The following is a 14,391-nucleotide window of genomic DNA, read 5'->3' as shown; positions in this document are numbered from 1 at the left end:
TGACATGAGCGCACTGCCTCAAGATCCACAAATCCAATCAAGACACGAGCCGTCAATAACTGACCTACCCTCACAACCCTCTGTTGTACCCATAGAGCTTTCCGAGCCGGCCGCGGTTGAAGCAAGAACGAGGATAGTCACAGGCATCAAAGGGCATGATTTCGAAGGATCGCCCGCGGTCCAGTCAAAAGCTGCCCTGACCGAAGATGGCATCCTCTTCCTGGCTGAAGGTGCGCGGGCCGATGTCCTCGTTCGCAGCTACATCGCAGCATTGGATCGACGCGCCGAGCTGTCCGAGGGAAGGATCATTCCTTATAAGGAGATACGCTCCGTCCCCTACACTGAAATTCAGCGACTCTACACAGAATCGGCCGAAGTTGGGTCCGTCTCGCTTAGCGCCGGCAGCCGGACCAATGAAGAGTCTCAAGCTGTAGCGATGATCGTAGAGGCGGTGAAGGAGCGTGCGAGCGATATCTTCATTGAAGTCTACGAAGAGTCGGCAGAGGTTCAGTACCGAATTGTTGGCGACATTGAAAGACGGTTTTCGATAAAGCCGGAACGCGCTAAACAATTGATCCGCACGGTCTATGACTCGATGTGCGAAGCGACTTCGGACCCCGCGTACGACTACAACCGAGATCAGGGCGGTCGGATCGCACGTAAGCACATCGAGGGCCTGGGATTACACCGGATTCGTGTCTCAACTGGACCAACCGATGAAGAGCGGCCTTTCATGACGATGCGCCTTCATTACGACTTTGGAGAGCCTCGATCACTGGTGAACTTAGGATATAGAGCCGAGCACGAAGCCCAGTTTCTTGAATTCACGAACTTCTCCTATGGCATTGCGCTCATATCCGGCCCCACGGGCTCAGGAAAATCAACTTCTTTAGCCAATTTCATTGGCTATCTACAGGAGCGAGACAACTGTGCACGGAAGGTCATTACGCTCGAAGACCCTCCGGAAATCCGCATTCCTGGGACGGTGCAAAAGGCAGTGCTCCGCAAAGGTCTGGATCGCAAAGCAGAAGGTGAAGCATGGATTGCAGGGTTTGACACGCTAATGCGTTGGAACCCTGACTGGATAGTTGCCGGAGAACTTAGATTGCGCGAAACCATGGACGCAGCACTCAAGTCAGCGCTGACGAACCATTTGACGTGGGGAATGCTCCATGCCAGCACGGCCACGTTAGTACCCACTCGTCTTCAAGAGGCGGGCATCGAGATGGGTTACCTGAGCGATCCTGAGATCTTTCGGCTCTTTGCCAACCAGAGCCTCGTTCCGCAGGTATGTCCGCATTGCTCGATTCCATATCCGAAGGGTCGAAGCTCACTCTCTAACGGCTTACGCGAACGGATCGAGACACACTGCACGCCGGACACAGTGCGCCTGCGCGGGCCTGGCTGCGATCATTGTTATCGTGGCGCGCTCAGAGAGCGCACCATTTGCGCAGAAGTCCTGACCACCGATCGGGCACTACTTACTGAGTACCGAAATCATGGTGAGGGCTCTATGCGCCGTCTTTGGGTACGAGAACGTGGCGGGCTGACGAAGGCGACACACATGATCGAAAAGATCAACGCAGGACAGATCTCGCCAACAGATGCTGAGCGCATGGTTCTGCCTCTAAACGCAGACTCGCACCTTCTGGAGTAATCATTATGGACAGTACGATTCGCCTGTTCAAATGGCGCACCAAAAGAAGCTCTTTCAAACGGCATCACCGAATGGATTTTTACCGAGCGATGTACCTCTATCATCGCGCCGGTGCCCGTAAGCTCGACGCACTGCAGAAGCTGTATGACACATATCAAGGTTACCAGTCGATATGGCATCGACTGGGCAACCGGATCTATGCGCTGCTTGGCGGAAAGTCAAAGCCCTTTCAGCCGGTTATAGCCGCGGTAGCGCAGAGCGGGATGCAAGGGCGGAACTTGTCATTGGCAGACGCGCTACACGAATGGCTTCCGCCGGCCGAACGCGCCATTCTGCTAGCGGGAGAAACTTCCGGAAAACCGGATGAAGCTTTCATGATGCTGGGCCGATTCACTCGCCAGCAAAGTGGGATGTGGACAAAGGCCATGATGGCTTCTGCTTACCCTGTATTCATGACGTTCGTCGTTTTTGGGATGCTTCATTTCATCGGCAGTTCGTTCCTACCTGGCATGGACATCTGGACCCTATCCCAGTTCTCGACGCGTACTCAGATTCTTGTCTGGTTGGCTATGGCGGTGGCGAACTATTGGTATCTCGGCGCTGCAATGCTGGTAATCGCGGTCTTGACGATCCTTTATTCGCTAAGCCAATGGAAAGGAACGTGGAGGATCAAGGCCGATCGATACCCACCTTGGTCCTTATACAGACGAATCCATGGCGCCCTCTTTCTCTATACGTTCGCAGTGCTTCAAAGAAGTGGTGTGCCTATTCAGACTGCGCTCAGTACTCTGGCAAGGAACGCTAACCCGTGGCTACGGACTCGGATATCAGCAGCGATGCTGGGGATTCGCCAAGGGTACGGACTGGGCCGATCCCTTCGCAATGCCGGACACAACTTCCCCGATTGGGAGGCGCTACCTGTCATTGAGAGCATCGACTCGCTTTCTGGCGCGCCGGAAGCGCTAATCGAGTACTCCCAGAACTGGCTGGACGACACTGCCACGCAGATTGACAAGTATGCCAAACGGGCGACTGGAATAGGTCTTATCTGGGTAGCTCTTTGGGTGCTCTGGCTTGCTCTGAGCATCATCGAACTAATTTTCAATTCAATCAAATAGGTAAAAGCATGAACCAACTTCAGTCTATTGAACGTAAGCTTCTTTGCCACTTTCTCGGACCCACCCGTGGCGGCAAGCAGCGTGAACGGGGAATGTCCGTTTCCTCTGTGATGTTCGGACTTATCATCGTTGCCGCGATCTCGCTCGCGCTCTGGGGATATTTCAAGTACATGAAATCGGGGACTTCCGTTCAGATCGAAACCAACAATCTAATGATGATTGCTTCCGCCTCCAAATCTCTCAAGTCAGGAGGCTCCTATGCCAGTGTCAACAATGCCGCTTTGCAAAGGATGCAAGCGTTCGGATCTATGACTGGTGCAGATCCCGGCGGCACTGTGCGCAACGGTTGGAACGGCACCGTCGTTGTGACGGGAACGGCAAGTGAGCTGCAGATCGCTTACAACGGCGTCCCGACCTCGGCATGCGACCGATTTGTTACGGCGGCGATGGCGACCGGAGAGTTCGCCGAACCGGTACCTTCCTGCAGTAACGCAGGTGCCAGTGACCTAAGTTTCGTGGCCTACTAATGAACATGGGGCGTCTTTCACAACGGGAGTTCGTAGACATTGTGTTGGGGCCCGACTTCTGCGACATCAAGGTTGAAGGGCCGGAACAGACTTGCCTCTATGACGTGGAAACAGACTGTCCGGCCGATGTGCAGAGGCTGCGTGCCATGTGTCGCGACGCCTCGGCCGCTGATGCCGAGTTCACGCTCGTTCACGAAGGGATGCGCTTCCGGGTCACCGCCATGCAACAAGACGTTGGACCCGTCTGGTTTTTGTCGCGTATCGATGCCCAGGTACGCCCCATACAGAAGCTTCCCGTGCCAGGTCAGTTCGTGGCCTTCTGCCTGCGCCCAAAGCTGCATGGGTTGATCCTTATCACAGGCGGCTTTGGCACAGGCAAGACCACGACTGCATCAAGCCTCTTTGCTCATCGGGTCTCGGAACGAGGAGGTACAGGGGTCGCCATGGAAGATCCGACGGCGGAAGTCCAGATGGCCGGCCGCGCCGGGTCGGGCCGCATTGTTTCGATCCCGATCTCGCGCAGACTCGGTGGGTATCAGGCAGCACTGCAACTTGTACGTCGATCACGGGCGGATCTCATCCTCGTAGGTGAGATTCGAAATGCAGACACAGCAGTTGAAGCCCTTGATGTCGCCAATACCGATATGCCCGTCTTGGTCACCATGCACGCTTCGTCAGTCCCCGAAGCACTCGACAAATATCACTCTTACCTCCGTGCGCGAGGGGCAAGCGGCACAGAAGCTAGCTCCAGGCTAGCGATGTCAATCGCTGGCATCGTCCACCTTACCAAAACTTACGTGACCGACTCCAGCGACCGCCATATCCCCCGCTTTAGCTCGGACTGCTTGGTTTTGGATCGAGACGATCAATCCTGTCTGGGCGCCATAGGGAAGATCCGCGAAGGCAACTTCGCTGCCCTTCAGGATGATATTCAGATGCAGAAGGCAAGGTACTGGCGTTCGACCCTTTCGTCGAGGTAGCCCACTTTAAGCGGTGCAGAACATGCGACTATCAACTAGATTGACGGAAATATTCTTTTCTGCCGACAAATCGCGCCGGTGCGAATCTGGATTTGGCTTGCCGTCCATGCTGGCGGCCCTGGCCATTATCGTCCTACTTCACCAGGGGCTCGGGCCGGCGCTAAGGCAATACCGGGCAACTCCTCAGGTCAATGAGACCGCTTCGCACATGGATAAGGTTGCATTGGCCGCCGCCCAGTATGTGAAGGACAATTATGCAACGCTCACCTCGTCATTACCCCTTAATGGCGCAGCTACGTCCATACCCTTGTCGACGTTGATCAGCACAGGATACTTGAGCCCTCAGCTCACACAACGGAATCCTTACGGTCAGTCCTATTCGGTACGCGTGCGTTACGTGCGTCAAGGCTCTGGCGCTAATGTACGCAACGTCCTGGAACCTATGGTGGTCACGGAAGGAGGGCGGGCGATCGACGACGGTGAACTGCTTCGAATCGCCGGAAGGATTCCATCAGGCGGTTCAATTCGTTCAAGCTCGCCGAGCGTGGCCATTGGGAACGCCGGTGGCTGGGAAGCTCCGCTCGCCGGTTTTGGAGGATCTCCCGGAGCCGGGCATCTCGCCGTCGGTCTCTTCTACAGCGAAGCAGGCACGGTAGACGATTATTTACATCGAGGCGCTGTAGCCGGACGCCCTGAAGTCAATCGGATGGCAACCGCGATTGATATGAATAACAACGCTGTGAATAACGCTTCTGTAGTTCAAACAGGTGAAACACGCCTAACCCGAGTAGTAAGCCAGGGCACTGCCTGTTCTCCGGCCGGAACCGTAGCCCGCGATAGCGCAGGGAATCCTATGTCTTGCCAAGGTGGCGTCTGGACCCAAAGCGCAGCGATGTTTTGGGTAGCGGGGCAAGGCCAAAGGATGCAGTTCACAGGCGCGAACGGGCAGGCCATGTGGCTACAGAATATCAATGGCAAATTCCGCTGGGTTAATAATGGATTCTCCTCCGAAGTAGCCAGCATAGATCAAACGGGAACCTTCCGTGCTTCAGGCAGCATAGTGGCAAACGGCAATATCAGCACGTCAAGCAGCGTTAGCGCGTCGGGCCACATTACTGCCTCAGGCAATATGAGCGCGGGCGGAACAATCACTGCCACCGGCAATATGACCGGGAACCGCCTGACGGCCAGAGAGCACCTGCAATTGAACGGCGTTGTCACCGAGGGTGCAGCCTGTAGTCCCAACGGGCTTGTTGCACGCACAAGTGTTGGACTCTTAGTCTCTTGTCAATCAGGCCGGTGGTCAAAACCAGGGGGTAGCTCCAGGCTGGTTGATATGGCCTCCTGCCCCGCACGCTCCGCCCCTTACAAGAGCTGCCCCGCTTCCCCTTCAGGAACGGTCTGTGAAGTCAGGGAACAATTGTATGGATACAACCTCGTTTGTATCGGGGCAACTTGGGTTGCAGTCGACACTATTACCCGCTGCCCACCTTCCGACTACTGTCGATGGTAGCTCTCATCGAACGCTGAGGAGAGCTCAAGCACTCTACAGGTGTAACGCGATACCGCTCAACTATCGTTAAATCCGACCGAGCTTTCCGTTCAAGCGCGTCCTGCTTCTCTTTCCAAGGAATCAAACATGTTGATTCATTCACGCGGACGATCGCTGTGGGCGATCGGCCTAATTCTGGCTGCTCTTAGCAGTACAGCGCCAACTACAGCTCAAGCACAAGAGGCGGACTCCACTCTGTTCACTGGAACCGTACGACTCGCATGCGAAGCCCTTCTTTGCCTGTCCTCGAGCGCTGGCCCCGCCACGGCGGCCTGCAATCCTGCACTGTCTTACTACTATGGAATAAGCGAAAGATATCTTTCTGACACCATCGCTGCACGCTTTGATTTCTTACGTCAATGCCCTACCGCCTCGCAGACGCCTCAAATGGCTTCATTGGCCGATGCGATATCAAAGGGCGCAGGAAGGTGCGATGCCGCATCTTTGAATCGAGTACTGGGCAATTGGTACACGGATGGATATGGACGGGGCTGGGTGCGTACGAGCAACAAGAAGCCCTCGTACTGCGGGGCATACGTACAACATGAGTACACGGATCTCGTTGACACGGCCCCCGTCTACTTAGGCACATATGAGGACGGTGGTTACTGGGTAACGCCAGAGGACTACGAAGCAGAGCGAGTGAAGTACGAAGCCGAGCTTGAACGGCGACAGCTTGAGGCCGAGCGATATGGATACAACCACTCCAGCTGGTAGGTGAGCGGACCATGATTGACTTCATTGAACTAGCCAAAGTATGTGCCCCCGAGGTACACACCACGACCATGGTGGCGATCGTACGCCATGAGTCCGCCTTTAACCCCCTGGCTATCGGTGTGAACGAAAAGCCCCATCGCAGCATCAAGTCAAAGACGCGGGAAGAAGCGGTTCAAACCGTCAAAAAGCTGCTCGAGCAGGGTAAAAACTTTGATGCCGGCTACGGACAGATCAACAGTGCCAACTGGGAGTGGCTTGGAATTACGCCCGAGAACGTCTTTGACCCTTGTACCAACTTGCAGGCCGCACAAAGAGTGCTTGTCAACTGTTACAACGGCGCCAGCAAGAAGCTCGCGGCAGAGAAAGCCCTCTATGCCGCGCTCAGTTGCTACAACACCGGCAACTACCAGAATGGCTTCACCAACGGCTATGTGGACAAGGTAGTGGCGGGAGTCGGCTCAGCCCCGAAAGTTACTGTTCCGGCGCTTGCCAAGCCCAGCCGGGGACATAGAGGCAAGGTCACGGAACAATCTGACGACACTCCACGCAAACTGGACAACGCGGAAGAGCCCACACCGGCCCAAAGCTCACAAAGCGCCTTTAACCGCACCCAGCGTAGTGCCTTCAAGGCGCAAGGCGTAGGTCAGTTCACTGACCCCTTTCAGGCGCGCGCGCAGGTCGGTTCCATCGTCTATCGCGGCCGTCCTTAGCACCACGCAATCCTGTCGGGCGAACTCTCTCACCTGGCCCTTTTTCTTCCTTTTATCTAAATCTCGTCGGTACCGGTTGCGATCGGTGGCCGGCGTTCGCCTATGAGGTTCTCATGCTCAAACAGTTCGACTCTCCTCCGAGAGCATACCGTCATCACTTGAAAGTCCTTCACATTTGTGCCGTGTTGCTGTGCGCGTGTGCGCTGCTTATGACACCCGCAGTTGGCCTGGCTCAGTCCTTGGGCGGCCTCGAGCAGGGAACAAGCGTACTCGAGCGGTTCAGGGAATGGCTTTGGCTGATCATCCCAATTCTCTGCACAATCGCTGGGCTCGTCATGGGAGCCTTCTACTCAGCCGATGTAATCCGAAAAGACACGCTGATTCAGTGGGGCGGCGGCGTCTTCTTTGCCGGCGTGTTGGTGGGTGCGATCATTAAGCTCTTCTTCACATGAAAAGGGCCGCCACTCCACAAGGCCAGCCGACTCCGCCGGCCAAAGAACGGACGATTGACCCAAACCATGTGCCCCTTTTCAAGGGTGCCACTCGTGTAGCCACGGTCAAAGGCGGAGTCCCTGTCAGGGCTTTCATCTTCATGGTTGTGGGTGTCGGATGGTTGGCCATGTTCAATTTCTATTGGCTTGGCCTGGTCGCCGTCCTGTACCCCATTATGGCCATCATCAGCCGCAACGATGACCGTGCATTCTGGGTTCTAGAGCTTTGGGTTCGCACGAAGCTATTCGCACGCAACAAGCACTACTGGAACGCCATCTCTTTCACGCCAACGCCCTATCAGCGGCGCCGGGCGTGGTGTCGTAATGAGGACTCATAAATCGCATGAACCATCCAGCTGAACTGCGGCGGCCCGTCTGGGAGCCCAGCGTGTCCAAGCATATTCCCTACTCCCAACATGTAACGCCGACGATTATTAGTACGAAAGCCCTGGAATACTTATCCGCCTGGCGCATCGGCGGCCGTACTTTCGAGGGGATATCCGAATCTGAACTGGCCCGCTGGAGGGATGAGCTCAACAACCTTCTTCGCGGCCTGCCCAGTGGCTTTGGTATCTACAGTCACCTGGTTCGGCGTCGTGCTCGGGAGTATCCCGAGAGCCAGTATCCAGATTGGTTCTCGGCACAACACGACAAGGCTTACCGCCAAGTATTTCAAGGTGAGCCGCCCATGGTCAATGAGCTCTATCTCACGGCCAGCGTGCGGATGATGGTTGACTCATCCATGAAGCTCTTCAGTCGCATGGAAAGGCGTACCCGGGACGACGTTCTGATGTGGCAGCGCCACGCCATTGACCAGTTGAACGATATCAACCGGAAACTCGCAACGACCCTGCGCCGTTATGATGCCGAGCTATTGTCCATTGTCGAACGCAAAGGAACGCGATTCTCCGAAGCCGCCGAGTTTCTGGCCTTCCTCGTCAACGGCTCGGTGTCGCCTGTTCCGGTTTTGCCTGCTCGACTGTGTGACTATCTGCCGCGCAGCCGGCCCTTCTTTGCAACGCACGGCCCGCAGGGTGAGTTGCGGGGCACGACGCAATCACGCCGATTTGCGACGGTCGAGATACGCGAGTACACCAATGAGCTCGCTCCGGGTCATTTGAATTCCCTGCTTACATTGCCGTTCGAGTTCATTCTGACCCACTCGTTCTCTGCGATGTCTCGGGCCGATGGTCGCGCTGCCCTCGCCAAACAACGCAAATGGCTCGTGGACGCCGCGGACGACTCCCGAAGTCAGATCGCAGAACTTGACGTTGCGTTGGACCAACTCGCTGCGGGCAAGTTTGTCATGGGCGAGCATCACTGCACGATGATGGTCTTTGGCGATGACGGTGATCAAACAATGCGGCATTGCGCAGATGCCATCGGCGTTTTAAGTGACGCCGGCATCATTGGCCAAGTTGTCGATCGGGCATCAATTGCCGCGTGGCGCGCGCAGCTTCCCTGCAACTGGCACTGGCGACCCAGGCCGGCCGCAATCACGTCTGAGTGCTTTCTTAGTTTCTCGGGATTTCACAACTACCTGTTTGGCAAGCCCGCCGGCAACCCATGGGGGCCAGCGGTCACCATGCTCAAGACAAATAGTGGAACGCCCTACTTCATGAACTTCCACAGTTCATTGGACGAAGTAGACGAAACAGGCAAGCGCCGGCTTGGTAACACGATGATCGTCGGCGCCTCGGGTACGGGTAAGACAGTACTGCTCGGACACTGCCTTACCCAGGCCCGCAAGTTGGGCTATACCGGTGCGGTCTTTGACAAAGACCGCGGATTGCAAGTCACCGTTGAAGCCATGGACGGCAAATATTTTGTGTTGGAGCTTGGCGTACCGACCGGCTGGAACTATCTGCAATTGGAGCCGAACGAGCGCAATCTTGCGTTCATGCGGCGCCAAACGACTCAATTGGCGCGTGAAGGCGACACAGAGACGTCCTTGCGCGACCAACGCACCATCGCCCAAGCCATCGATCAGCTGACGCAGTTCGTCGATCGGGCCGATCGCCGGCTTTCTGCGCTGCTCGGATTTCTTCCCAACGTCCCCGGCCAGGATGGTGACTTGAGCCTACGTGAACGCCTACAGCGCTGGTGTCAGGGCCATGAAAATGGGTGGTTGTTTGACAATCCGACCGATGAGCTGGACCTTACCAGGCACGACTTGTTCGGGTTTGATCTGACCGAGTTCCTCGAGGAAGGTCCTGTTCGCGATGCTGCGCTCACGTACCTGATCTACCGTACAGAAGGCATGATTGACGGTAGGCGATTCGCCTATGTGTTCGATGAAGTCCAGCACCCGCTCAAAGTCCCATACTTTCAGGATCTTGCTCAAAACAAGTCTCGTACCATTCGTAAGCAGAACGGCATTTTCATCTTCGCAACCCAAGAGCCCGAAGCCATTCTTGCAAATCCTGTGGGCAAATCCCTGGTGCAGCAGTCAGCGACCACGATCTACCTGCCTAATCCGAAGGCCAGCAAGGACGAATACGTCGAGGGGTTCAAGCTATCACCAGCTGAATTCGAACTGATCAGGGGCCTTGGCGAATTCAGCCGAAAGTTTGTGATTAAGCAAGGTCATAGTCTCGTGACCGCCTCCCTGGACCTGTCCACGTGTCCCGACTCGCTGCTCGTGTTCTCTGGCTCAGAGGACGTCTCGGCGCTTGCCGAGGCCGCCCGCAAGGAGGTTGGCCCCAATCCTCAAGATTGGGTTCCTGTCTATTGTCAAAAAGTCGCCCAGCTAGGCAAATCCTAGCCAAAGGAGCATCCCATGACCATCACCCTTCAGTCGCCTCGCCGATTGGCGGCCGCTACCCTGCTGGCGCTCGCCTGGCCAGCTTATGGACAGATTCCAGTGAACGACGGTGCGAGCATCGCCGCCCGAGCCGCACAGCACGCCGAGTCACTGGCGAAGTATCTTGAGCAGATCGCAACACTCAAGGCTCAGCTGGAGAGCGCCCACCGCCAGTACGAGGCCATCACCGGGGCTCGTAATCTGGGCGACATCTTGAACAACCCCGCCATCCGCAATTCGATTCCGGCCGATGTGCGCGGTGTGCTCAGGCGCGGGGAAAGTTCTGTGGGGTCCATTCAGCATTCGGTTGATCGCATCCGGAACGAAGAACGGCTCACCGGAAACTACGCGGCCGACAGCCAGGCGCTCTCGCGGCGTGTTGAGGATCTGGGCCTACGAAGCCAAGCTCTGCTCGAGCAGGCGCAAGAAGGCATTGGGACCCGGATGCAGCAGCTGGATCAGCTGCAGCAGCAGATCAATTTGGCCACCGACCCCAAGGCAATCTCCGATCTTCAGGCCAGGCTGCAGGTGGAGCAAGCGAACATCCAGGCAGATCAAATCCGGGCCGATTTGCTCTCGCGCCAACTTGAGTCTGAGAAAGCCCTTATCGAGCAGCAATCCGCCAAGCTGGCTCGCCAAAGCTCGCTGAGTGTCGATGCAATTCGCGCTCCATTACCTCACATTCCATAAACCATGAATGACATGAAGACCATGAAAGACAAGGAAAGAATCTTTCGGTCCTACTTTACTGGCGAAGGATCGGGCCAACGATGCTGGAAGTTTGTACGTGGGACCGCCCTATCGGGATTTGCCTTGACGATCGTGCTAGCCGGAGTAGCCGCTTGTAGCTTGGTCCTACTGTTTGCCTTCTTTAGCGGCTTCGAGGGTATTAGTGCTGTTCCAGCCTCAGATCTGAAGAATTTGATGCTGGCAATCTCGCAGGAGCTTCATTGGTTGCCAATTGGCGCCTACAGCATGGCCATCTCATTGAACCTTAATCGAATAGTGATGCGACACCGCACGAGCCGGTCATGGCAATAACGCTTCATTGCGAAAAAGGCATCAAGTAGTTGTCGACCAAGGCCGCTGCCCGAATAGATCGGCTGCCAAAGCCGCCAGCAATAGCCTTAGGCGCCAGAGGCCTGGCGTAAGCTCTCATCAGGATCATTCATATGGAATCGCCGTCCGTAAGGCTAACCAGCTTGGGGGCTATCGTCCAATGGTTAGACCAGATGGTCAATACTATGTTATTGAACAGTGTCGCCACCAACTTGGAACGGATCACCGCGGCGATCTGGCTACCCCTTGAGTTGGGCGTCACGATTGGCTTACTCTTCTATGGGTATCTCATCGCCACCCAACAGATCCCTACGCCATTTGGTCAGGCGCTCGGGAATATAGTCAAGGTTCTAATCGTCGTCGGATTAATCGAGAGCGGCGGGTTTTACCAGACTCAGATCATGGGCGCCATGCTGTCGCTACCGGATGGGTTGATGCAGGTCATCATGGGCGGTCCGGGCGATGCTCGAGACATCCTGTCTGAGTTTCACAATTCCGGCCTGGAGACGGCCACTCGACTTGAAGAACGTGCGCCCAGCTTCTGGACAGAAATGGGGCGTACCGTCTTGTTCTCGCTCGTATCTCTGGCCATCGTCCTAATGTATACCCTCGTGACCGTCATCGGGCTTCTCCTAATGACCGTCGCTAAAGTGGGTATGGCCCTCATCGTGACGGTAGGACCGTTCTTCATTGCCGCTGCACTGTGGGAGCCGACCAAGGAATTCTTCAGATACTGGTTGCAGCAGGCGTTGTACTTTGCCTTCTACGGCATGCTATTCACTTCCGTGTTCAGCATCGTCATGGGTATGCTGAGCCACATCCAGGCAATACTGGTCTACATGGTTGGTGCAGATGAAGTTAATATCCTTCAGATTCTGGCGGTAATATTCCTAGTGTCCTCGGTAGCGATATTCCTGCTTAAGATGCCGTCCGTAATTGTGGGCAAAGTCACGGGCGGATTCTCCGTAGATATGCCCTTTATTGGCAAGATTTGAACCATTGATTGCGCCTCCGGCAACGCTGCAAGAAGTACTGTACAAACGCACAGAGTTTCTGATACATTTGGTATGAAGCCACATAGGCTAGGTAGTATCGAATTCACATTTTCGGAAAGGAGTTGCTATGGACAATTCCCCTTTCAAGCCTTTCTGGCCGGCCGAGAAAGTAGGCGTGGGTGACAATCCCAAACTGCTGGACCTTGGCAAGCCCGACGCGGAAGCCGCCCAGCTGGCCGAGAAGCTGCAGAACGCCCAGATGAGCTTCCTGTTCAGCCGTGTGGCCCTCTTTATCGGCAATTGGATCGTGCGCCCCTTTATCTGGTGGCCACTGAAGCTGCTCGGGCTCAGCTGGCTCAAGATGATGGCCGTGAGCACAGATTCTAAAAAGAAGTATGACGTCAATGAAGAACGGCGCAGGCAAGCCAAGCTTGGTGGTTACGATATCTGATCGCACTGTCCGCCTATCGCCTGATCGACTTCGACTACTCGGATCTCCCATCAAGCCTTACGCCGATAGTTTAGCTGCTAAACAATAGCCTTCCGAATATCTTTCGGTAGAGCTCCAATCTGTTCTAACGCTCTCCAGTGCCCCAGATGGCATGTCGTCAGAGCGCCTCACTAGGTCCAAGTCCAAGCACGATGTAGGACCGTTACCGCAATCTCGGTTTGGTGTCGCCTGCGTCCATCGCTGATCATAATTGATTTGGCGACGCCGATCTGGCTCACGCGGTGAGCGCCCCTCATTACCTCCTCCTTTCCACTGCAAGCTCGCTGACCGCATCGGCTATCGCCAGCATGCGGTGGCCGCTTGCGTCCTCCGCTCAGGATGTGCAATGTCTTCAGACGATCCAAAACTCTCCCTTGAGGATGAACTAGCGCGTGCGCAAGGTGTCGAGCGCGACCTGCTTTCCCAAATCTTACTATCACGGCGTCGCGCATGGCAGGTGGCCGCAGCGTCCGTATTTACAACAATTTGCGCCACAGTAGCTGTGGCCGCCATTACACCGTTGAAGGAACCTCCCGAGCTCTATGTCGTTCGAGTCAACGACGCTACTGGCGAAATCAAATACGTATCCCGGCTAGCCGATGCGAAGGAAAATTACGGTGATCGCCTCACCCGGACGTTCATCAATGAGTTCGTCCTAGCCTGCGAGAGCTACGACTGGTACACGATCCAGAACACGCATGATCGCTGTGCCCTCTACAGTGCCCCGTCAGTACAGAAGGAGTATGGCAAAAAATTCCAAGGAGAACAGGCGCTTCAGAAAACCTACGCCCAGCACACCCGGGTACGCGTCGACGTGCGGTCAATCACGCTAGGTCCCAAGCAAAGCGCAAACGTCCGGTTCTCCCGCAGGACAGAGAACAACATGGGCCAAGTGACCAAGGAAGAGAATCTCATTGCCACCCTCGCCTACGACTATGTGAACGCCGATCTGACCGAGGATGCGGGTCGCATCAATCCCATCGGATTTCAAGTGCTCAGCTACGACACCGACGTAGAGGTGGCATTTCGATGACGGCCGCGACTCTGTTCGAATGGTCCGGCGCATTGCTCGGCCTATGCGGCGCGGCTTTGCTGGTCGCCCACCACCGTTACTCAGGCTGGGGGTTCCTGGCCTTTTTGACGTCCAACCTGTGCTGGATCGCCTACGCGCTGTTTACTCAAACGTTTGGCCTGCTGGTCATGCAGCTGGGTTTCATGCTCACCAGCGTCGTCGGCCTATTTCGTTGGGTGCTACTCCCGCCGGTTTCATATTCGAAGAAGAGGTAAAGAAC

Annotated in this window: 15 protein-coding genes; all 15 read left to right on the top strand. The window is 55.7% G+C overall.

Going from position 1 to position 14,391, the window contains the following annotated elements; translation table 11 throughout:
* Positions 1 to 4: 4 nt before the first annotated feature.
* The 15 genes from CSC67_RS07920 to CSC67_RS07845 all read left to right on the top strand — a co-directional run bounded on the left by CSC67_RS07920 (position 5) and on the right by CSC67_RS07845 (position 14,386).
* A complete protein-coding gene (locus CSC67_RS07920; protein WP_118993982.1) occupies positions 5 to 1,657 on the top strand; it encodes a GspE/PulE family protein in 1,653 nt (550 codons plus the stop codon).
* 5 nt (positions 1,658 to 1,662) lie between these two features.
* On the top strand, positions 1,663 to 2,775 hold the full coding sequence (locus tag CSC67_RS07915; protein WP_118993981.1) for a type II secretion system F family protein: 1,113 nt from the start codon (positions 1,663 to 1,665) through the stop codon (positions 2,773 to 2,775).
* A gap of 8 nt (positions 2,776 to 2,783) precedes the next feature.
* On the top strand, positions 2,784 to 3,302 hold the full coding sequence (locus tag CSC67_RS07910) for a type 4 pilus major pilin (RefSeq protein WP_118993980.1): 519 nt from the start codon (positions 2,784 to 2,786) through the stop codon (positions 3,300 to 3,302).
* Positions 3,302 to 4,282: an ATPase, T2SS/T4P/T4SS family gene (locus CSC67_RS07905; protein WP_118993979.1), complete on the top strand. Its 981-nt coding sequence runs from the start codon at positions 3,302 to 3,304 to the stop codon at positions 4,280 to 4,282. Before CSC67_RS07910 ends, CSC67_RS07905 begins: the two co-directional genes overlap by 1 nt.
* 22 nt (positions 4,283 to 4,304) lie before the next feature.
* A complete protein-coding gene (gene pilV / locus CSC67_RS21745) occupies positions 4,305 to 5,795 on the top strand; it encodes a shufflon system plasmid conjugative transfer pilus tip adhesin PilV (RefSeq protein ID WP_118993978.1) in 1,491 nt (496 codons plus the stop codon).
* Between the two features lie 126 nt (positions 5,796 to 5,921).
* Positions 5,922 to 6,551 carry a TrbM/KikA/MpfK family conjugal transfer protein gene (locus tag CSC67_RS21740; RefSeq protein ID WP_118993977.1) on the top strand — a complete coding sequence of 210 codons (630 nt, stop codon included), beginning with the start codon at positions 5,922 to 5,924 and terminating at the stop codon, positions 6,549 to 6,551.
* Positions 6,552 to 6,562: 11 nt separating this feature from the next.
* On the top strand, positions 6,563 to 7,261 hold the full coding sequence (locus CSC67_RS07890; protein ID WP_209304295.1) for a lytic transglycosylase domain-containing protein: 699 nt from the start codon (positions 6,563 to 6,565) through the stop codon (positions 7,259 to 7,261).
* Between the two features lie 113 nt (positions 7,262 to 7,374).
* Complete coding sequence (locus tag CSC67_RS07885) at positions 7,375 to 7,713, top strand: hypothetical protein (RefSeq protein ID WP_118993976.1); 339 nt, start codon at positions 7,375 to 7,377, stop codon at positions 7,711 to 7,713.
* The gene (locus CSC67_RS07880; protein ID WP_118993975.1) at positions 7,710 to 8,090 is read left to right on the top strand and encodes a VirB3 family type IV secretion system protein; all 381 of its coding nucleotides are present in this window, start codon (positions 7,710 to 7,712) and stop codon (positions 8,088 to 8,090) included. Before CSC67_RS07885 ends, CSC67_RS07880 begins: the two co-directional genes overlap by 4 nt.
* A 5-nt stretch (positions 8,091 to 8,095) precedes the next feature.
* Positions 8,096 to 10,516: a VirB4 family type IV secretion/conjugal transfer ATPase gene (locus CSC67_RS07875; protein ID WP_118993974.1), complete on the top strand. Its 2,421-nt coding sequence runs from the start codon at positions 8,096 to 8,098 to the stop codon at positions 10,514 to 10,516.
* Between the two features lie 15 nt (positions 10,517 to 10,531).
* Positions 10,532 to 11,245, top strand: a complete 714-nt coding sequence (gene virB5 / locus CSC67_RS07870; RefSeq protein WP_118993973.1) for a P-type DNA transfer protein VirB5 — start codon at positions 10,532 to 10,534, stop codon at positions 11,243 to 11,245.
* Positions 11,246 to 11,757: 512 nt separating this feature from the next.
* Positions 11,758 to 12,609 (top strand): TrbL/VirB6 family protein, encoded by an 852-nt coding sequence (locus CSC67_RS07860; RefSeq protein WP_167752800.1) that lies wholly within the window; start codon positions 11,758 to 11,760, stop codon positions 12,607 to 12,609.
* A gap of 127 nt (positions 12,610 to 12,736) precedes the next feature.
* Positions 12,737 to 13,060, top strand: coding sequence for a hypothetical protein (locus tag CSC67_RS07855; protein ID WP_118993970.1), 324 nt, complete (start codon positions 12,737 to 12,739; stop codon positions 13,058 to 13,060).
* Between the two features lie 385 nt (positions 13,061 to 13,445).
* Entirely contained in the window at positions 13,446 to 14,132 is a 687-nt protein-coding gene (locus CSC67_RS07850) for a VirB8 family type IV secretion system protein (RefSeq protein ID WP_118993969.1), read from the top strand.
* Positions 14,129 to 14,386, top strand: coding sequence for a hypothetical protein (locus tag CSC67_RS07845; RefSeq protein ID WP_118993968.1), 258 nt, complete (start codon positions 14,129 to 14,131; stop codon positions 14,384 to 14,386). Before CSC67_RS07850 ends, CSC67_RS07845 begins: the two co-directional genes overlap by 4 nt.
* Positions 14,387 to 14,391 lie beyond the last annotated feature (5 nt).

The organism is Pusillimonas caeni (genome assembly GCF_003545815.1).
Classification (GTDB): Bacteria; Pseudomonadota; Gammaproteobacteria; order Burkholderiales; family Burkholderiaceae_B; genus Pusillimonas; species Pusillimonas caeni.
The sequence above is the reverse complement of the archived record's forward strand: the minus strand, read 5'-3'. Positions and strand labels throughout refer to the sequence as shown.